This is a genomic window from Proteus sp. fly-1013 (assembly GCF_040140245.1).
Classification (GTDB): Bacteria; Pseudomonadota; Gammaproteobacteria; order Enterobacterales; family Enterobacteriaceae; genus Proteus; species Proteus mirabilis_B.
In genome coordinates this window covers 103,814-122,887 of record NZ_JBEEWD010000001.1, presented here as the reverse complement: position 1 = coordinate 122,887, position 19,074 = coordinate 103,814, and the positions used below count along the sequence as shown (strand labels likewise).

Here is a 19,074-nt window from a genome sequence, read left to right as displayed (position 1 = left end):
GTTTGCCATACATAATTTTTATGCATCACATAAACGGTGACCAGGCAGGTGATTTAACCTGACCATCAGTCGCCGGAAGACGCGCTTTGAAACGTCCATCAGTCGATACTAGCTGCAAAATGGTGCCTAAGCCTTGTGTAGAGCTATAAATAACCATTGTGCCGTTAGGCGCGATGCTTGGCGTTTCATCCAGAAACGTATCTGTTAGATATTGTACGGAATTCGTTTCCAGATCCTGCTTAGCGATATGTTGCCTACCGCTTTCAGAACTCACCATAACTAAGAAACTACCATCTGGGCTTACTGCTGGGTTTTGGTTTTGTTTACCTTCCCAAGTAATACGCTCTGGTGTTCCACCGTTAATATTAACCTTGTAAATTTGTGGACGTCCACCTTGATCTGAAGTATAGACTAAGGTTTGTCCATCTGGCATCCAATTTGGCTCGGTATTATTACTTCTACCATTGGTTACCTGTGTCATATTCCCACTCGCTAAATCCATAACATACAGATTTAAGCTACCGCTCTTAGAGAGAGCAAATGCAAGTTTAGAACCATCAGGTGAAAACGAAGGTGCGCCATTATGTCTTGGGAATGATGCAATTTGACGAATTTCACCTGTTGCTAATGTTTGTACTACTAAAGCAGATTGACCACTTTCAAAAGTTACATATGCTAGTTTAGCACCATCTGGCGACCATGCTGGTGACATTAATGGCTGTGATGAACGATAAACACGATCTTGGTTAAATCCATCATAATCTGAAACGCGCAATTCATAAGGATATGCGCCACCATTTGTCACAACAACATAAGCAATACGTGTACGGAATGCACCACGAATACCTGTCAGTTTTTCAAAAACTTCATCACTAGCGGTATGTGCAGAGTAACGTAACCATTTAGATGGCACTTTAAACTCACTTTGAGATAAAACTGCACCTGGTGAGCCAGCAACATCCACTAACTGATAGCTAACTAAATATTGACCATCTGCTGATGGTTGCACACGTCCCACAACAACAGAGTCAATACCTAATGCAGTCCAAAGTGCAGGTTGGACTTCAGAAGCAGTAACCGGTTGTTGAGGTATACGAGATACATCAATCGGATTGAATTTTCCGCTATTTCGTAAATCAGCTGCAATGATACCAGCAACATCTTCTGGCATTTGACCAGTACCTTCCCATTTAAAAGGAACGACACCGATAGGGCGTGCAGTATTCACCCCTTGTGTAATTTCAATTCGAACTTCAGCGTTAGCCAGAGTGGTTACGCATAAAATTAAAAGTCCGAAAATAACATTTAATGCCTGCTTCATCATGTCTCCCTTTTATTATTGCGGTTATTACGCAATAACGCACAGAATAGTAACAAACGCTTTTCAACAACACCATACAACGCATCAATAACATTCTAAAATAGCTATAAATTAGTGTATGTTTTCCTACAATCAGACAGTTTTATGGTTTAAACTCAATTACTGATGATTTTACTTGCTCGTAAACATCTTTCGGTGGCTTAGGTAATTTAGCGGTATTCGCTGCTCTTAATGCCACTTGACATAAAGAAGGATCGCCCCCTACAACCTTCGCACTGATTAACAAGCCATCAGGTGCAATACTGACTTTTAGTTCACAAGTTCGCCCTTTATACAACTCAGGGTCAATAAACTTCTGTTCAATAGCCGTTTTCACTTGTCCAATATAAGTAGCAACACCTGCATTATTGGCACCAGTGCGATTTCCACCGCCTTGACCAGCTGCAGCTGCACCGCTTTGTTTGTTACCATCAGCCATTAAACCATCAAGTAAACTATCTACTGCTTTACTTTGCTGTTGTGCTGCCGCTTTTGCTTTAGCCTCTGCTGCGGCTTTGGCTTTTGCCTCTGCAGCTGCTTTTGCTTTTGCATCCGCTTCAGCTTTCGCTTTTGCATCGGCCTCTGCTTTGGCTTTAGCATCTGCTTCAGCTTTAGCTTTCGCCTCTTCCGCTTTTTGTTTCGCTGCTAAATCGGCTTGTTTTTTTGCTTCAGCTTCAGCTTGTTGTTTAGCATCAGCTTGTTCTTTTAAGATGCGATCACGCTCTGCTTTCGCTTGCGCGGCCGCTTCTTCTGCAACTTTTTGTTCTTCTTTTGCTTTCGCAGCAGCTAATGCAGCTTCACGTTTTTGAGCTTCTGCCGCCTCTTTCGCTTGTAAACGTTCAACTTCTAACGTTTTCAAACGTTCTTGTTCTTTCATTTGTTGCTGACGCAACTCTTCTTCTTGTTGCTCTGCACGCTCTTTACGCACTTGCTCGGCTTTTTGGACATTAGCTTGTTGTGCTTTCTGCTGGTTATACTGTTGCACCACAGCATTAGGATCGACCATAATAGCATCAATAACTTGCCCGTCTTCTCCACCGCCACCACCTAAATCCCATTTCTGAGTTAATGACCCCCAGATAAGCAATGCGATAACGAGTAAATGCAAGGCGGTAGACAAGATAACTGAACCGCTCAATTTACTTCGGATTGGTTTCGTCTTCTTTCCCACGCTATCATCCAAACTTATTTCAACCTAATTACATAGGTTGAGTCATTAAACCTACAGATTTAACACCTGCTTGACGTAACATGTTGAGCGCTTTAATTATCTCATCATAAGGAACATCTTTAGCACCGCCAATAAGAAATACAACTTTCGGATTTTTTTCCAATTGTCGTTTGGCTTCAGCCATAATCTGTTCTTGTGGTAATAATTCTAATACTTCCTGATCAACACGAATGTTGTATTGCCCAACACCTGCAACTTCGACAATCACAGGAGGGTTATCGCTACTTGAAACAGTTTGTGTCTCTGTTGCTTCAGGAAGATCAACCTCAACACTTTGCGAGATAATAGGTGCCGTTGCCATAAAAATAAGTAACAGCACTAATAATACGTCTAGCAAAGGAACAATGTTAATCTCTGATTTTACGCCTCGGCGGCTACTGCGACCCCGTGCCATCAGCTCTCTCCTTCTGCGTTAACTATTTCTTTTCTGCGGAGGCAAAAGCTTGGCGATGTAAAATCGTCAGGAACTCTTCCATAAAGTTATCGTAACTTTGTTCCAGTTTATTTACACGCTGCGTAAACCGGTTATAAGCCATAACTGCGGGGATTGCCGCAAATAAACCGATAGCTGTTGCAATCAGAGCTTCAGCAATGCCGGGTGCGACCATTTGTAATGTTGCTTGTTTAACACTACCTAATGCAATAAATGCGTGCATGATCCCCCAGACTGTACCGAACAGACCAATATATGGGCTGATAGAACCGACAGTACCAAGGAAAGGAATATGATTTTCTAAAGATTCTAATTCACGATTGAAAGAGACACGCATTGCCCTTGATGCACCATTAACTACTGCATCAGGCGCATGAACGCTTGCTTGATGCAAACGTGCAAACTCTTTAAAGCCAGAATGAAAAATCTGCTCTGAGCCAGATAACTCATCACGACGAGCTTGGCTATCTTTATATAAACGTGCCAAATCAGTACCTGACCAGAATTTATCTTCAAAATCTGCAGCTTCACGATCGGCGGCATTCAGAACTTTAGTTCGCTGAATAATAATCGCCCAAGATGCAATAGAAAATCCGATTAAAAGCAACATGATCAACTTGACTAAAAGCCCCGCTTTTAGGAAGAGATCGATAACATTCATGTCAGCCACTACTTAAACTCCGCGATAATGGACTTAGGAAGCGCTACTGGCTTCATTTTTGATGAATCTACGCAGACAACGAGCACTTCTGCGCTACACAATACACAACCATCTTCATTAATAATCTTTTGAGAAAATGTCATTGAAGCACCACGCAATGTGGTAATTTCACTTTCTACTTGCAAAAGATTATCAAGTCGAGCTGGCGCAATATATTCTATTGATAATTTACGTACAACAAATACAACATGATCATACTCCCGTAAATCATGCTGATGAAAACCTTTTTCTCTGAGTAGTTCAGTTCTAGCACGTTCAAAATATTTCAGATAACTGGCATGATAAACAACACCACCGGCATCAGTATCTTCATAATAAACACGAACAGGCCAAAGAAACTGCATATTACCTCCCTTACATTTCCCGAGTTAAGTCCATAAATAATGTAGTTATAAGTTACCTAACTATACTTAAGAGGTCGCTCTAAGGGAATCGTAGTAACGTAAAGAATAGAAAACGCAGTTTTCAGCCGCCAATCATAAACTCTTCTTTGCAACACGCAATATGCTTTGTGCTCTGAATAGAAAAAATATTTTTATTAAGACAGCATAAAAATGCTTGCTAATTAGAAATTCATAGATTGTCTTATTTAGTAGTATTATTTTTAATGACAGAAAAAAACCAGTTAAAAAACTGGTTTTTCATATAAATCAATCAATTATTTGAGATTGGAGTTTCATGAAGATAGTGCCACTGCCAACACTCATCATGAGAATTACGTCTCAATAACACCACAGATTCGCGCATAAGAATTTTCTTATTTTCACTGTGTGTTTCTTGATATCTGACAAGCGCCAAACAATCAGACTGATAAATTATTTTATAATCGTCCGTTTTTATTTTCAGACCACTTCTTTTTCCTGCATTTTGTCTGAACATCGCGATAACGTCATCATAACTCACTGCTTTTCCACTGATCCCTACCATTGAAAATTCTTGAGATAAAAGATTTTCTATTTTTGTAATGGCATCGACTGATAGGGGATATTGCGTAAAAACCGTTTCAATCTCATCATGCAAAGATTTAATGCTTTCTATAATTGAGTCAGTATTAAAATTCATCTTGTATTTCCTGTGTAATAACTTTTTTCTTTAGTGTAAATAATAAAGTAAGAGGTAATATGCCTATCAATGCACATATTAAAAAAGTCATGCTATAAGCTGTTTGTGGTAAACAAAAAAGAGAAAGAATATTAAATAACATAGCAACCATAGTTGCCCCGACACTAAAAACAACTTGTCTATTAATATTCCAAATAACACTTGCTTGAACTAATTTTTGTGCACCGAAATCATACAACGCCGTGGTTTGTGCGGTGTTAGCGCCAATCCCACCACCTACGCCGATAATTAGATAAGCAATAATAAGTAATGGAATATCGCTACTGCTATTTACAAATGTTAATAAAGAAATACCAATACTGTGTAATAGCAATGCAATAATAAATAAACGTTTCATCCCTAATTTATTATAAAGCGCACCACTTATTGTCATTGAAATAAAAGCACCTAGTGCATACAACAACATAAAAATACCTGTACCTTGACCTGTAAATTTTAAATATTGTTGTAAATAGAAAATAGCGAGAATATTTACTCCAGTAAAAACACCGGGAATACAGTAATAAATAAAAATAGAGAGTGATAGATTTCTATTTTTTAGTAATGCTAAATTAATAACTGGTGATGAATGGTGTCGATAATGGTAATAGTAAAGTACAGCAAAAATTATTGAGAATACGGCAATCGCTAAAGCGAGTAATGTTGAGTGGTATTCGCCATAAGCAGATAACGCGAATAACCCAGATACAATGATCAGACTAATAAGAATGATACCTTTAATATCAGGCATAGCGTTTTCTTTAGGTAAAGGCTCTTTTACCCAGATAAAAGCTAGAAATGCGGTTAATAATGAGAATGGAATATTGCTATAAAAAACCCAACGCCACGAAACAACATCAACAATAAATCCACCTAATGTCGGCGATATTGCAGGTGCAATTAAGGCTATTGCCATAATCAGTGTAGAGATTTTACTTCTCTCATGCCCTTGAAAATATTGAAAGGTTAATGCTTGCCCAATTGGGATTAACAATCCACCACTCACGCCTTGAATAAAGCGCCAAAAAATAAGCTCATTAAAAGAGTGAGAGTATCCCACTAATGCAACGGATAAACTAAACATCAACATTGACGTTACCATCAATGCTTTAATTCCAAAACGTTGAGATAGCCAGTGACTCAATGGAATAATTAACGTTAATCCCAAAATATAACTATTTGAAACCCATGTAACAGAAACGATAGAGATCTGCATATCATCGGCAATTGCAGGTAATGCAATGGCTGACATAAAAATATTAATACAATCTATAAAGAAACCCAGCAGAAATATAGATGCAATTCGATAGCGGTAAGTCATAAAAATCCTCCGCACATAGAGTACGGAAGATTGACGAATTTCGTCTATCTGACAAAATAGAATTTATTGTTTAATCAGAGTAAACAATCATGCAAAACCAAATTGATCGAATTCGCTCTTTTATTGCTGTTGTTGATACCGGATCATTTACTCAAGCCGCAAAATATTTACGCCTTAGTAAATCGATGGTAAGTATTCATATCAAAGCGTTAGAAACAGAATTGGATGTGTCATTACTCAATCGTAATACTAGACGATTCTCACTCACTGAAACAGGTGAAATGCTTTATCAAGATTTCCGCCTCGTGTTAAGTCAGTTAGAACAAACATTAGATAAGGCACGATTAGGACAACAAGAATTACAGGGATCGTTGCGATTAAGTTCGACTGCGGAATTTGGTGAACACTATATTTTGCCGTTACTTAATCAATTTATGCAATTACACCCAAAGCTAAAAGTACAGTATGCGTTTAATTCTTCTATTGAAGATTTAATAAATCATAAACTTGATCTCGCGATCCGCCTCGGCACATTGAAAGACAGTAATTACCGATCTACAAAGCTGGCTGATTATGAGATAAGTTTAGTTATCTCTCCTGATTTATTGCAGAAGTTCTCAATAAAAACTATCGACGACTTGAGTGCTATTCCTTATTTAGCAAATAGTAATTTACGTCAAAGTAAACTTTCATCATCTTCAGAATTTAATACCCTACTCTCTCAGTTAGCTCAAGATGCTTATTTTGAAACCAATACCATTGCAGCATTAAAAAAAATGGTACTCGCGCACTCTGGGATGACTATTTTGCCTCATTGGTACATTCAGCAAGAGTTATTAGAAAAAAAATTAGTTGTGCTATTCCCTGAAGTTTCCCTGTTAACGCAATCCGTTAATATTATTTTCCCTTATAGCGAATATATCCCAAGAAAAACACGTCTTTTTATTGATTACTTAAAAGAAAATATCCAGCTATAACGCTAGATGTGTGAAGGAATTTAGAAGAGAAATTTAGAAGAAATAGTTAGAAGATAAAATACCTTATTTCTTTCTCATACACTGAGCAGAAATAAGGTATTTTCTTAGAAGAAAAAGTAACTTAGCCCAACAACTAAAATAATAATTGCAGGGATTGGATGTAATAAACATTTTGCTACAACATGTTTAGGGCGAAATGCTAGACCAAAAGTTGCGCCAGCACACACAGACCAAATAAGAAGGATGCCTTGCCAAATTGCAAGTGAACTAGTGTTCGCTGCAAATCGGCTAGGGTCCCACATGACACAAAATGCCATTACCAACGCCATGATTAAAACAAGAGCCCTAATAGGGCCCTTGTCTAGTAGTTGGTAGCTTTTATCCAACATTATTCTTCACTTGCTGAAGTTTTTTTCGCTTCAGCGTGCTCGAAAGCCAGTCCTGCGATCACCGCAATACTACAAGCGAAGAGCGTTCCGAGAAGCCATGCAAAATACCACATTCTCTATGCTCCTTAGTACAGAGTATGATTATTGCCTTCGATAAATTTCTTATCGAGGCGACCATGCATTTTCCAATAACACCAGATAGTGTAAAGGAGAACGATAGGTACGAAGATAATCGCAACAACTGTCATTACCTGAAGAGTAAACAGGCTAGAAGTTGCATCCCACATTGTTAAGCTCACATCTGGGAAAGTGCTTGAAGGCATCACAAATGGGAACATAGTCACACCACAAGTTAAGATGACACAAGCAATTGTCAGTGAAGTGAACAGGAATGCCCAACCACCTTTATTTGCTTTAGTAGCAACAATCGCTAGTAATGGAGATAACAGGCCTAAGGCCGGCAATGCCCATAATACTGGATAGTTGTTGTAATTAGTCATCCAAGCACCCGCTTCATGAGAAACGGTTTTCAGTAGTGGAGATGATGGACCTGCTGTATCAATAGCGCTTGTAATAATAAAGCCATCGATACCATAGATTAACCACACACCTGCTAATGCGAATGCGATGAAAGTAATTAATGAGGTAATGTAAGTTGTTTTACGAGTACGCTCATGTAATTCACCAGTAGTACGCATTTGAAGATAACTTGCACCATGTGCAACAATCATCATTAAGCTAACCACACCTGCTAGTAAACCATATGGGTTTAACAGACTTAACAGGTTAATCAGCGCATTAGTCGTGCCGTTATAAGATACACGTTGCATGCTATCGACTTCTAATGGAACACCTTGTAACAGGTTACCAAAAGCAACACCGATAACTAATGGTGGAACGAAGCTACCAATAAAGATACCCCAATCCCACATACCACGCCATTTTGGAGATTCTAGTTTAGAACGGTAGTCAAAACCTACTGGACGGAAGAATAATGCCGCCAATACGAAGATCATACCAAAATAGAAACCAGAGAATGCCGCAGCATAAACCATTGGCCATGCAGCGAATAATGCACCACCTGCTGTGATTAACCAGACTTGGTTACCATCCCAGTGAGGTGCAACAGAGTTAATCAAAATACGGCGCTCAGTGTCATCTTTCGCGATAACGCGCAATAACACACCGACACCCATATCAAAACCGTCAGTGACTGCAAAGCCAATCAGTAAGATACCAATCAGTAGCCACCAAACAAATCGCAATACTTCATAATCAAACATAGTGGACTCCTGTGTTACTTACTTTGTGCAGAAGAAGCGTTCTTCTGTTCAAAGTGATAGCGACCCGTCTTCAGGCTACTCGGCCCAAGGCGACCAAATTTGAACATCAGGAACATTTCGGCAACTAAGAACAGAGTATACAGACCACAGATAAGACCCATAGATACTAGGATATCAGCCTGTGTCAGTGAAGAAGTTGCTACAGCCGTAGGCAGGATTTCACCAATCGCCCATGGTTGACGTCCATATTCTGCAACAAACCAACCTGCTTCAACTGCGATCCATGGTAGTGGAATACTAAACAGTGCAGCACGCAGTAACCATTTGTAGTTACCAATACGGTTAGACAGAACAGTCCAGAAGGAAATCGCAACAACCAGTAACATCAAGAAGCCAGCGGCAACCATGATACGGAATGACCAGAACAGTGGCGCGACATTAGGAATAGTATCTTTTGCAGCAGATTTGATTTGCTCTTCTGTTGCATCAACAACCTTATCAGTATAACGCTTCAGTAATAAGCCATAGCCTAAATCTTGTTTAGCGTCATTAAATGCAGCACGAATAGCAGGATCAGTATTACCTGAACGCAGTTCGCTTAATAATTCGTAAGCTTTCATACCGTTACGAATACGAACTTCATGCTGACTCATCAGATCATTAAGACCTAATACAGGCGTATCGAAAGAACGCGTTGCAATAATCCCCATCACATAAGGAATTTGTAATGCAAACGAGTTTTCCATTTTTTCTTGATTAGGGAATGCAATCAGATTAAATGCAGCTGGAGCCGCTTCTGTATGCCATTCACCTTCAATTGCAGCCAGTTTGGTTTTTTGTACGTCACCCATTTCGTAACCAGATTCATCACCCAGCACGATAACAGATAATACAGCTGCGATACCAAAAGTAGCGGCAACTGCGAAAGAACGTTTTGCAAAACCGATGTCACGACCTTTGAGCAGGTAGTAAGAGCTGATACCCAGAACAAAGAATGCACCAGTACAGTAACCAGCAGCGACGGTGTGAACAAATTTAACTTGAGCGACAGGGTTTAAAACCAGATCAGCAAAACTCAACATTTCCATTCGCATGGTTTCAAAGTTGAAGTCTGCAGCGACAGGGTTTTGCATCCAACCATTCGCAACAAGGATCCACAGTGCAGAGAAGTTAGAACCGAAAGCAACTAACCAAGTTACCATCAAGTGCTGCTTCTTACCTAAGCGATCCCAGCCAAAGAAGAACAATCCGACGAAAGTTGATTCTAAGAAGAACGCCATCAGACCTTCGATTGCTAAAGGCGCACCGAAGATATCACCGACGTAATGAGAGAAATATGACCAGTTAGTACCAAATTGGAACTCCATGGTCAACCCAGTTGCGACACCCAGAGCAAAGTTAATACCGAATAACTTACCCCAGAACTTTGTCATATCTTTGTAAACTTGTTTACCCGACAGGACATATATCGTTTCCATGATTGCCAGCATAAACGCCATACCTAACGTTAACGGGACAAACAGGAAGTGATACATCGCTGTTAAGGCAAACTGTAACCGTGACAGTTCGACAATATCAAACATCTTGACTCCTTGCTCCTAGCAGGAAGACACCGACTTGCGGCAACCCGACTTTATTAAATTATAAAGCCTCATAACTACCAGCAATAAATGCCTCTAAAAACAACAACGAATATTAAAGACCAAAAACACAATACCTTACAAATAGTACGCTTATATTTACATATAATAAATATATTTTGCGTGACCCAGATTTGAATTCTGAGCTTAGGTCAACAATACGACTTTTAGGTTTGTAACAGCATATTTGATCGTGTGCCAATTTAAGCATATTCAGAAATTTTTGCCACAATTAATAACTTGACCCACATCAAAAAAACACTTTAATGTTAACTAGTTGCGAATAAATTACCCAATAGTTACCATTGTGTTAATGCAATGTTGTTTTTATTTTTAAGTGTAATTTACCTCCTTATATTTTCCATAATAAAATTAACTTTTTATTTTCATAAAAGACTTAAAAATAAACACTTTTAATTGTGTTTTATTAATTTTAATATTAATTCCATTTTTTTGCAGGTAAATAATAAATATTTTAAAAAAATAATCTATTAATTAATAAGTTGAAATTTACAAAAATGTAAATATAAAAAAACACTCTTAATTATTTTATCCAATAAAGATACATTAAAAGTCTAATCTTGATTATCAACTTCTAATATTATTTATTTTTTTATTTCTTTTTTATTCTAGATAAATGAAGTGAAATAAATCTGTATTTAACAAATAAAACGTAAATCCATTATTAACATAAAAAATATATTATCATTAAATTCAATAAGATAACAAAAAAAGAATAAATCATTTATTGAATACAGCAAGAAAAAGTAACAAAATTTTTTATTGAATTTTTGTATTTAAGCAAAGTGTTTTTCAAGATACTACCCAACTTCTTATTATCAATTCTTACAGTGATAAGGAGATCATAATTCCCCTTTAATCGTCATTTTGATGTTCTAACATAATAAAAAGATATATTTTACTATCAAAGCGCTTCCCTCCCCTCTTTTTAACGCATCCATTAACATGTTTAAAAGTCTATCTCCTTAGTAAAAATCAGTGTTACAGCGTGATCCTTGTATAAATTTAAAGCTAATTATTACGATATTTATAGAAGTACCTATATTGAAAACCGTACAAAATAAGTGTTCATTTTTTCTTGTTAACACTCTTTTTTACTAAAAACATGCATTTAAAATATTATTTTTAACAATTCAGGGTATCTATTCATAGCTTATATCATTACATTTAGACGCCACAAGAAAGTTAATAAATAGAAAAATGATGTTTCGTATACAGATCAATTTTCAAAAAAGGCAATATAAAACAGCTTGTTAGAATAAATTTAGGTGGGGTATTAATGCGTTAATGACAATAATAGCTATTGATATAGCTTTTTAAATGAAACTAGAAATAAAAAATGCCAGCTCCTTTTTTAGAAACTGGCATTCTAGATAGTATCAATCCGAAATTATTAACAGAATTGTTACTTACTTGATCAGTGATTTAATCGCTTCACCGATATCTGCTAAGCTACGGACCGTTTTAACACCTGCAGCTTCAAGGGCAGCGAATTTCTCATCCGCTGTACCTTTACCACCAGCAATAATTGCACCCGCATGTCCCATACGTTTGCCTTTAGGCGCTGTTACACCAGCGATATAACCGACTACAGGCTTAGTGACATGATCCTTGATATAAGCAGCCGCTTCTTCTTCTGCTGTGCCACCAATTTCACCGATCATCACAATCGCTTCTGTTTGTGGATCTTCTTGGAATAACTTCAGAATATCAATAAAGTTAGAACCCGGAATTGGGTCACCACCAATACCAACACAGGTTGATTGACCTAAACCAACATCTGTTGTTTGCTTAACAGCTTCATAAGTTAATGTACCTGAACGAGATACAATACCTACTTTACCCGGTAAGTGAATATGACCAGGCATAATACCAATCTTACATTCACCCGGAGTGATAACACCTGGACAGTTAGGTCCAATCATACGCACGCCAGCTTCATCTAATTTAACTTTAACAGTCAGCATATCCAGTGTAGGAATACCTTCTGTAATAGTAATAATTAGTTTAATGCCTGCATCAATCGCTTCTAAGATTGAATCTTTACAAAATGGTGCAGGTACATAGATAACTGTCGCCGTTGCACCTGTTGCTTCAACGGCTTCACGTACCGTATTGAATACAGGTAAACCTAAGTGCGTAGTACCGCCTTTACCCGGCGTAACACCACCAACCATTTGCGTACCGTAAGCAATAGCTTGCTCAGAGTGGAATGTTCCTTGGCTACCCGTAAAGCCTTGGCAAATTACTTTGGTGTTTTTATCAATTAAAATAGACATTATTTTGCCTCCGCTGCTGCAACAACTTGTTTCGCGGCATCCGTTAAGCTTTTAGCAGCAATAATATTTAATCCACTATCTGCTAATTTTTTGGTGCCTAACTCTGCATTGTTTCCTTCCAGACGAACAACCACAGGAACATTAACGCCAACTTCTTCAACTGCGCCAATAATACCATCTGCGATTAAGTCACAACGAACAATACCGCCGAAAATATTGACTAATACAGCACTGACATTTTCATCTGACAAAATAATCTTAAATGCTTCAGTTACGCGCTCTTTTGTTGCACCACCACCTACATCGAGGAAGTTTGCAGGCTCGCCACCGTGAAGTTTAACGATATCCATTGTACCCATCGCTAAACCAGCACCATTAACCATACAGCCAATGTTGCCATCTAATGCAACGTAGTTCAGTTCCCATTGTGCCGCTTGTGCTTCACGAGGATCTTCTTGTGATGGATCGTGCATTTCACGCATTTCTGGCTGACGATACAACGCGTTGCTATCTACGCCTAATTTGCCATCAAGACAAATCAGATCGTCTTCTTTAGTAATAACCAGTGGGTTAATTTCGATTAAAGCGAGATCACGCTCTAAGAAAATAGAGGCTAATCCCATAAAGATTTTAGCGAATTGACTAACTTGCTTGCCTTTTAAACCCAGTTTAAATGCTAATTCTCTTCCCTGATAAGGCATTGGGCCTGTCAGTGGATCAATAATTGCGCGATGAATAAGTTCTGGCGTTTCTTCAGCTACTTTCTCAATTTCAACGCCGCCTTCTGTTGATGCCATAAAGACAACACGACGGGTACCACGGTCAACAACCGCACCAAGATAAAGCTCTTTAGCGATATCGGTTGCTGCTTCGACCAAAATCTGTGTAACAGGCTGACCATTAGCGTCTGTTTGATAAGTGACTAAACGTTTGCCTAACCATTGTTCAGCAAATGCGCGGATCTCTTCTTTAGATTTAACGACTTTTACGCCGCCCGCTTTACCACGTCCACCCGCGTGAACCTGACATTTCACGACCCAAGGGCCTTGACCGATTTTTGATGCAGCTTCTTCTGCCTCGCGCGGTGTGGAGCAGGCGAAACCAGCAGGTGCTGGTAATCCATACCGTGTGAAAAGCTGTTTTGCCTGATACTCGTGTAAATTCATGATGTTCTATCCATAATCTTGTTGAAAGTCGGGCTTTCTTATTTTTTTGACTATAAGCCAGAGAAATCTGGCTTCACGAACACACTGTACTTCTTTGATGCTTGTGTCTGTTGCTAAGTAGGCAGGAGGAGCATCTCCTGCCTAAAAGCGATATTTATTACCTATACATCCAGTAATAAACGAGCTGGATCTTCTAGCATCTCTTTAACGGTTACTAAGAAACCGACAGACTCACGACCATCAATTAAACGGTGGTCATAAGACAGAGCCAGATACATCATTGGTAGAATAACAACCTGACCGTCTACTGCCATTGGGCGATCTTTAATTGCATGCATCCCTAAAATGGCACTTTGTGGTGGGTTGATAATCGGAGTTGACATTAATGAACCGAAAACACCGCCGTTTGTGATAGTGAAGTTACCGCCAGTTAAGTCTTCAACAGTTAACTTACCATCACGACCTTTTACAGCTAACGCTTTGATGTTTTTCTCAATATCCGCCATGCTCATTGCATCTGCATCACGTAATACTGGTGTTACCAGACCACGAGGTGTTGATACTGCAATACTGATATCGAAGTAGTTGTGATAAACCACATCAGTGCCATCAATAGAAGCATTCACTTCTGGATAGCGTTTCAGTGCTTCAACAACCGCTTTAATGTAGAAAGACATAAAGCCTAAACGTACACCGTGGCGTTTTTCGAATGCTTCACCATACTGAGCACGTAAATCTTTGATTGGTTGCATGTTGATTTCGTTAAATGTTGTCAACATTGCAGTGGTGTTTTTTGCTTCTAGTAAGCGCTCTGCTACACGTTTACGTAAACGTGTCATTGGTACACGTTTTTCGCTACGGTGCGATAACAGAGCTTGAGGAACTTCTGCTACCGGTTGTGTAGTTGATTTATTCGCAACATGACCTTCGATATCTTGGCGAGTTAAACGTCCGCCTACACCACTGCCTTTCACATCCGCAGGGTTAATATCGTGTTCAGCCACTAAGCGACGAGCCGTTGGACTTAATGCATCGTTATTGCCTTTTTCAGCAATATCAGCACTTTGACGCTGTGCTGGAGTGCTATCTTGAGCAGGTTTCACATCAGCAGGAATGCCTGTGCTATCACCTAAACGAATGCGACCTAGTAATTGGCGTGAACCAACAGTAGCGCCTTCTTCTTCAAGAATACTTTCTAAAACACCTGCTTCACTTGCAGGTACTTCTAAAACAACTTTATCTGTTTCGATTTCAACCAGCACTTCATCGCGTTGAATGCTATCACCAGGTTTTTTATGCCAAGTTGCGACCGATGCGTCAGCAACTGATTCAGGGAGATCCGGTACTAGAATATCTACACTACTCATTTTCTATCCTTATTTATTCAACTTTCAGTGCGTCTTCAACCAGAGCTTTTTGTTGCTCCTGATGAACAGAGGTATAACCAACTGCTGGAGAGGCTGATGCAGGGCGTCCTGCATAACGTAATGTTGCGCCAGCTGGAATAGCATCACGGAAGTTATGCTGACTACAATACCAAGCACCTTGATTCAGAGGCTCTTCTTGACACCAAATAAACTCTTTTACATGAGCATAAGGTGCGAGAATTTGCGCAATATCTTCGTGTGGGAATGGATACAGTTGTTCAATACGAATAATGGCAACGTTGTTTTGCTCATTAGCACGACGCTGTTCTAATAAATCGTAGTAAACCTTACCGGAACACATCACAACACGTTTCACATCAGCAGGTTTTAAATCATCCATTTCACCAATGACAGGTAAGAATTTACCATTTGCTAATTCATCCAATTCAGAAACCGCTAATGGATGACGTAACAGTGACTTCGGTGACATTACGATAAGTGGGCGACGCATACCACGTAACGCTTGACGGCGTAACATATGGTAAACCTGAGCCGGAGTTGATGGCACACAAACCTGCATATTTTGTTCTGCACACAGTTGCAGATAACGTTCTAAACGTGCAGAGGAGTGCTCTGGGCCTTGACCTTCATAACCGTGTGGTAACAGCATAACTAAACCACACATACGACCCCATTTTTGCTCACCAGAGCTAATAAATTGGTCGATAACGACTTGAGCAACGTTTGCGAAGTCACCAAATTGTGCTTCCCAAATTGTTAACCCACGAGGTTCCGTTGTGGCATAACCATATTCAAATGCAAGTACGGCTTCTTCTGTTAATACAGAATCCCAGACATTAAATTGTCCTTGAGCATTATGAACATTGGCTAATGGTACATAAACAGAACCATTTGTTTGGTTATGAATAACTGCATGACGATGGAAGAATGTACCACGTCCCGCATCTTCGCCAGAAAGACGAATGGTGATACCTTGGTCAACTAAAGTCGCATACGCTAATGTTTCTGCCGCACCCCAATCGAGTAGTTTCTCACCTTCAGCCATAACAGCACGGTCAGCATAAATTTTCTCAACACGAGATTGCATCACGATTTCTGAAGGAACGGTACTCACACGACGCGCTAAATCTTGTAAACGCGCTTTTTCTACTTTATGTGGGTACTCTTCATTCCATTCATGATTCAAATACGGTTCCCATGTGTAAGAATGCAGACCCATAGGGCGGTATTCTTCAACAACACAATCACCACGATCCAGCGCATCACGATAAAGATTAACCAGTTCAGTCACATCATTGGCATCAAGTAGTGATTGAGCAACCAGTTTATCCGCATAAATTTTACGTGGTGTTGGATGTTTTTTGATTTTTTGATACATCAGAGGCTGAGTCGCATTTGGCTCATCCGCTTCGTTGTGACCATGACGACGGTAACAAACGAGATCAATCATAACATCGCGTTTAAAGGTATTACGGAAATCCAATGCTAAGCGAGTCACAAAAGCTACCGCTTCAGGATCATCTGCATTAACGTGGAAAATTGGTGCCTGAACCATTTTCACAATATCAGTACAATATTGTGTTGAACGGGCATCTTTTGGATTTGAAGTTGTAAAACCAACTTGGTTATTGATAACAATACGAACTGTACCACCTACTTCATAACCACGTGCTTGAGACATGTTCAAGGTTTCTTGTACAACACCTTGACCTGTCACTGCCGCATCACCATGAATAGTGATAGGAAGAACCATATTGCTACGCGCTTCATCTAAGCGATCACGACGAGCACGAACAGAACCAATTACAACTGGGCTAACAATCTCTAGGTGAGATGGGTTAAAGGCTAATGCGAGATGGACTTGAGCCCCTTCAGTCGCAAAATCAGATGAGAAGCCTTGGTGATATTTAACGTCACCGGTTCCCAAATGTTCTTTGTGAATGCCTGCAAATTCATCAAATAAATCAGCCGGTTTTTTACCTAGGATATTAACTAGAACGTTTAAACGCCCGCGGTGCGCCATACCAAGAACCACTTCACGAGTGTCTTGTTTACCTGCATGGCGAATTAAATCTTTTAACATCGGAACTAATGCATCACCACCTTCTAAAGAGAAGCGTTTTGCACCCGGGAATTTCGCACCTAAATAGCGCTCTAAACCTTCAGCTGCTGTTAGCTCTGTCAGGAAGCGTAACTTTTCTTCTTTAGTAAATTGATCTGCAACATTTACTGATTCTAAACGTTGTTGTAGCCAGCGTTTTTCTTCAGTATTAGTGATATGCATATATTCAGCACCGATTGAACCACAGTAAATGCGTTTCAGTGCTTCATATAACTCACCTAATTTCATCGTTTCTTTGCCAATAGCAAAAGAACCGACGTTGAAGGTTTCTTCAAAGTCTTCTTTAGTTAGATTATGGAAAGCAGGATCTAAATCTGGAACAGATTCTTGTTTCCATAAACCAAGCGGGTCGAGATTAGCATTTTGATGACCACGAAAACGGAAGGCATTGATGAGCTGCAAAACTTTAACTTGTTTTGAGTCCATTGCCGGATCGCTTACCGAGGTATGATATCGAGTGGATTCTTTTGCGAGGCGTCTGAAGTAGTCGCGGGTTTGAGAATGCGACTGTTCTATGCCTTGACTTGCGGGCAGTTGTTGAAAAATCTCTCTCCAACTTTCGTCAACAGAGTTTGGGTCAGTTAGGTAATCTTCATAGATATCTTCTATGTAAGACTGATTCTCTCCTGCTAGAAAAGTTGATTCTAGCCAGTCCTTCATTGCGCCGTTCTGCATTATGATCCCTTAAGCTATACAGCTTTAGTTCGCCGTGGATAACTAATACCGTGATTAAACGGTGTCGATTGCAAGGTTCTCTTATGACCCGCTATCTCGCAGGTTCTTTAAATATGGAGCTTTAGCTCTCAAGGAACCTTTAAGCACTGTCTAACAGTGTTTAAAGGTGCCTTACTATTTTTACCGCAAACGTCTAACTTAGTTTTTCCATTAACCGCCCTAACTATTTTAGGGCGGTTATTATTTTATGCACTACGTTTTAACAACATTGACTTAATATGACCAATCGCTTTTGTCGGATTGAGTCCTTTAGGACATACGCTGACACAGTTCATGATGCCATGACAACGGAACACACTGAACGCATCGTTAAGATCATCAAGACGAGATTCAGTCTCTGTATCACGACTATCAATCAAGAAACGATAAGCCGCTAACAATCCAGCTGGCCCGATAAACTTATCTGGATTCCACCAGAATGACGGGCAAGAGGTTGAACAACAAGCACAAAGGATACAATCGTAAAGTCCATCAAGCTTTTCACGCTGTTCTGGTGACTGTAAGTTCTCACGAGCAGGAGGATTTTTGCCATTATTAATTAAATACGGACGAATTTTCTCATACTGTGTATAGAACTGAGTCATATCCACTATTAAATCACGAATTACTGGTAAACCGGGTAACGGTCTGATCACAATTTTCTTACTTCCTTTCTGTAAAGATGAAATAGGTGTGATACAAGCCAAACCATTTTTACCATTCATGTTCACGCCATCAGAGCCGCAAACACCTTCACGACAAGAACGACGGAACGATAAGGTAGGATCTTTTTCCTTTAATTGAATTAATGCATCCAATAGCATCATGTCACGCCCTTCAGGAACTTCGAGGGTGTAATCTTGCATATGCGGCGCATTATCAACGTCGGGATTGTAACGATAAATCGAAAATTCAAGTTTCATATTTA

The 19,074-nt window shown here is 39.4% G+C and carries 17 protein-coding genes; 1 reads left to right on the top strand and 16 read right to left on the bottom strand.

Annotated elements, in window-relative coordinates:
• Positions 1–25: 25 nt before the first annotated feature.
• The 7 genes from tolB to ABN236_RS00530 form a co-directional block, all read right to left on the bottom strand.
• Positions 26–1,321, bottom strand: coding sequence for a Tol-Pal system beta propeller repeat protein TolB (gene tolB / locus ABN236_RS00560; protein WP_099075927.1), 1,296 nt, complete (start codon positions 1,319–1,321; stop codon positions 26–28).
• Between the two features lie 142 nt (positions 1,322–1,463).
• A complete protein-coding gene (gene tolA, locus ABN236_RS00555) occupies positions 1,464–2,531 on the bottom strand; it encodes a cell envelope integrity protein TolA (RefSeq protein ID WP_088493404.1) in 1,068 nt (355 codons plus the stop codon).
• Positions 2,532–2,559: 28 nt separating this feature from the next.
• Positions 2,560–2,985 carry a colicin uptake protein TolR gene (gene tolR / locus ABN236_RS00550; RefSeq protein WP_023581195.1) on the bottom strand — a complete coding sequence of 142 codons (426 nt, stop codon included), beginning with the start codon at positions 2,983–2,985 and terminating at the stop codon, positions 2,560–2,562.
• Positions 2,986–3,007: 22 nt separating this feature from the next.
• Positions 3,008–3,694, bottom strand: a complete 687-nt coding sequence (tolQ, locus tag ABN236_RS00545) for a Tol-Pal system protein TolQ (RefSeq protein ID WP_075672726.1) — start codon at positions 3,692–3,694, stop codon at positions 3,008–3,010.
• The gene (gene ybgC / locus ABN236_RS00540; RefSeq protein WP_006537646.1) at positions 3,694–4,089 is read right to left on the bottom strand and encodes a tol-pal system-associated acyl-CoA thioesterase; all 396 of its coding nucleotides are present in this window, start codon (positions 4,087–4,089) and stop codon (positions 3,694–3,696) included. Before ybgC ends, tolQ begins: the two co-directional genes overlap by 1 nt.
• Positions 4,090–4,399: 310 nt before the next feature.
• Positions 4,400–4,807 (bottom strand): DUF4440 domain-containing protein, encoded by a 408-nt coding sequence (locus ABN236_RS00535; protein ID WP_165125180.1) that lies wholly within the window; start codon positions 4,805–4,807, stop codon positions 4,400–4,402.
• Complete coding sequence (locus ABN236_RS00530; RefSeq protein WP_349473149.1) at positions 4,797–6,167, bottom strand: MFS transporter; 1,371 nt, start codon at positions 6,165–6,167, stop codon at positions 4,797–4,799. Before ABN236_RS00530 ends, ABN236_RS00535 begins: the two co-directional genes overlap by 11 nt.
• Positions 6,168–6,256: 89 nt before the next feature.
• Here ABN236_RS00530 and ABN236_RS00525 point away from each other — a divergent pair, with 89 nt between their 5' ends.
• Entirely contained in the window at positions 6,257–7,144 is an 888-nt protein-coding gene (locus tag ABN236_RS00525) for a LysR family transcriptional regulator (protein WP_349473148.1), read from the top strand.
• A 104-nt stretch (positions 7,145–7,248) separates the two neighbouring features.
• On the opposite strand, the gene ybgE is transcribed toward ABN236_RS00525, so the two are convergent.
• The 9 genes from ybgE to ABN236_RS00480 form a co-directional block, all read right to left on the bottom strand.
• On the bottom strand, positions 7,249–7,533 hold the full coding sequence (gene ybgE, locus ABN236_RS00520) for a cyd operon protein YbgE (RefSeq protein ID WP_075672722.1): 285 nt from the start codon (positions 7,531–7,533) through the stop codon (positions 7,249–7,251).
• The gene (cydX, locus tag ABN236_RS00515; protein ID WP_088493409.1) at positions 7,533–7,646 is read right to left on the bottom strand and encodes a cytochrome bd-I oxidase subunit CydX; all 114 of its coding nucleotides are present in this window, start codon (positions 7,644–7,646) and stop codon (positions 7,533–7,535) included. Before cydX ends, ybgE begins: the two co-directional genes overlap by 1 nt.
• A gap of 12 nt (positions 7,647–7,658) precedes the next feature.
• Positions 7,659–8,816 (bottom strand): cytochrome d ubiquinol oxidase subunit II, encoded by a 1,158-nt coding sequence (gene cydB / locus ABN236_RS00510; RefSeq protein ID WP_088493410.1) that lies wholly within the window; start codon positions 8,814–8,816, stop codon positions 7,659–7,661.
• A gap of 14 nt (positions 8,817–8,830) precedes the next feature.
• Positions 8,831–10,399 carry a cytochrome ubiquinol oxidase subunit I gene (gene cydA, locus ABN236_RS00505; RefSeq protein WP_088493411.1) on the bottom strand — a complete coding sequence of 523 codons (1,569 nt, stop codon included), beginning with the start codon at positions 10,397–10,399 and terminating at the stop codon, positions 8,831–8,833.
• A 1,487-nt stretch (positions 10,400–11,886) separates the two neighbouring features.
• The gene (gene sucD, locus ABN236_RS00500) at positions 11,887–12,756 is read right to left on the bottom strand and encodes a succinate--CoA ligase subunit alpha (protein WP_006537657.1); all 870 of its coding nucleotides are present in this window, start codon (positions 12,754–12,756) and stop codon (positions 11,887–11,889) included.
• Entirely contained in the window at positions 12,756–13,922 is a 1,167-nt protein-coding gene (gene sucC / locus ABN236_RS00495; protein ID WP_075671649.1) for an ADP-forming succinate--CoA ligase subunit beta, read from the bottom strand. The genes sucD and sucC overlap by 1 nt, the downstream gene beginning before the upstream one ends.
• 161 nt (positions 13,923–14,083) lie before the next feature.
• On the bottom strand, positions 14,084–15,289 hold the full coding sequence (gene odhB / locus ABN236_RS00490; protein WP_088493413.1) for a 2-oxoglutarate dehydrogenase complex dihydrolipoyllysine-residue succinyltransferase: 1,206 nt from the start codon (positions 15,287–15,289) through the stop codon (positions 14,084–14,086).
• Between the two features lie 13 nt (positions 15,290–15,302).
• Entirely contained in the window at positions 15,303–18,107 is a 2,805-nt protein-coding gene (gene sucA, locus ABN236_RS00485) for a 2-oxoglutarate dehydrogenase E1 component (RefSeq protein WP_349473147.1), read from the bottom strand.
• A 245-nt stretch (positions 18,108–18,352) separates the two neighbouring features.
• Positions 18,353–19,069, bottom strand: a complete 717-nt coding sequence (locus ABN236_RS00480) for a succinate dehydrogenase iron-sulfur subunit (RefSeq protein WP_006537662.1) — start codon at positions 19,067–19,069, stop codon at positions 18,353–18,355.
• Positions 19,070–19,074 lie beyond the last annotated feature (5 nt).

Bases quoted from the DNA above. Each gene is read 5' to 3' on its own strand.
- cydB (WP_088493410.1), bottom strand. From the start codon at position 8,816: ATGTTTGATTATGAAGTATTGCGATTTGTTTGGTGGCTACTGATTGGT.
- ABN236_RS00480 (WP_006537662.1), bottom strand. From the start codon at position 19,069: ATGAAACTTGAATTTTCGATTTATCGTTACAATCCCGACGTTGATAAT.
- cydX (WP_088493409.1), bottom strand. From the start codon at position 7,646: ATGTGGTATTTTGCATGGCTTCTCGGAACGCTCTTCGCTTGTAGTATT.
- ABN236_RS00535 (WP_165125180.1), bottom strand. From the start codon at position 4,807: ATGAATTTTAATACTGACTCAATTATAGAAAGCATTAAATCTTTGCAT.
- tolR (WP_023581195.1), bottom strand. From the start codon at position 2,985: ATGGCACGGGGTCGCAGTAGCCGCCGAGGCGTAAAATCAGAGATTAAC.
- sucD (WP_006537657.1), bottom strand. From the start codon at position 12,756: ATGTCTATTTTAATTGATAAAAACACCAAAGTAATTTGCCAAGGCTTT.
- ybgC (WP_006537646.1), bottom strand. From the start codon at position 4,089: ATGCAGTTTCTTTGGCCTGTTCGTGTTTATTATGAAGATACTGATGCC.
- cydA (WP_088493411.1), bottom strand. From the start codon at position 10,399: ATGTTTGATATTGTCGAACTGTCACGGTTACAGTTTGCCTTAACAGCG.
- ABN236_RS00530 (WP_349473149.1), bottom strand. From the start codon at position 6,167: ATGACTTACCGCTATCGAATTGCATCTATATTTCTGCTGGGTTTCTTT.
- ABN236_RS00525 (WP_349473148.1), top strand. From the start codon at position 6,257: ATGCAAAACCAAATTGATCGAATTCGCTCTTTTATTGCTGTTGTTGAT.
- ybgE (WP_075672722.1), bottom strand. From the start codon at position 7,533: ATGTTGGATAAAAGCTACCAACTACTAGACAAGGGCCCTATTAGGGCT.
- odhB (WP_088493413.1), bottom strand. From the start codon at position 15,289: ATGAGTAGTGTAGATATTCTAGTACCGGATCTCCCTGAATCAGTTGCT.
- sucC (WP_075671649.1), bottom strand. From the start codon at position 13,922: ATGAATTTACACGAGTATCAGGCAAAACAGCTTTTCACACGGTATGGA.
- tolB (WP_099075927.1), bottom strand. From the start codon at position 1,321: ATGAAGCAGGCATTAAATGTTATTTTCGGACTTTTAATTTTATGCGTA.
- sucA (WP_349473147.1), bottom strand. From the start codon at position 18,107: ATGCAGAACGGCGCAATGAAGGACTGGCTAGAATCAACTTTTCTAGCA.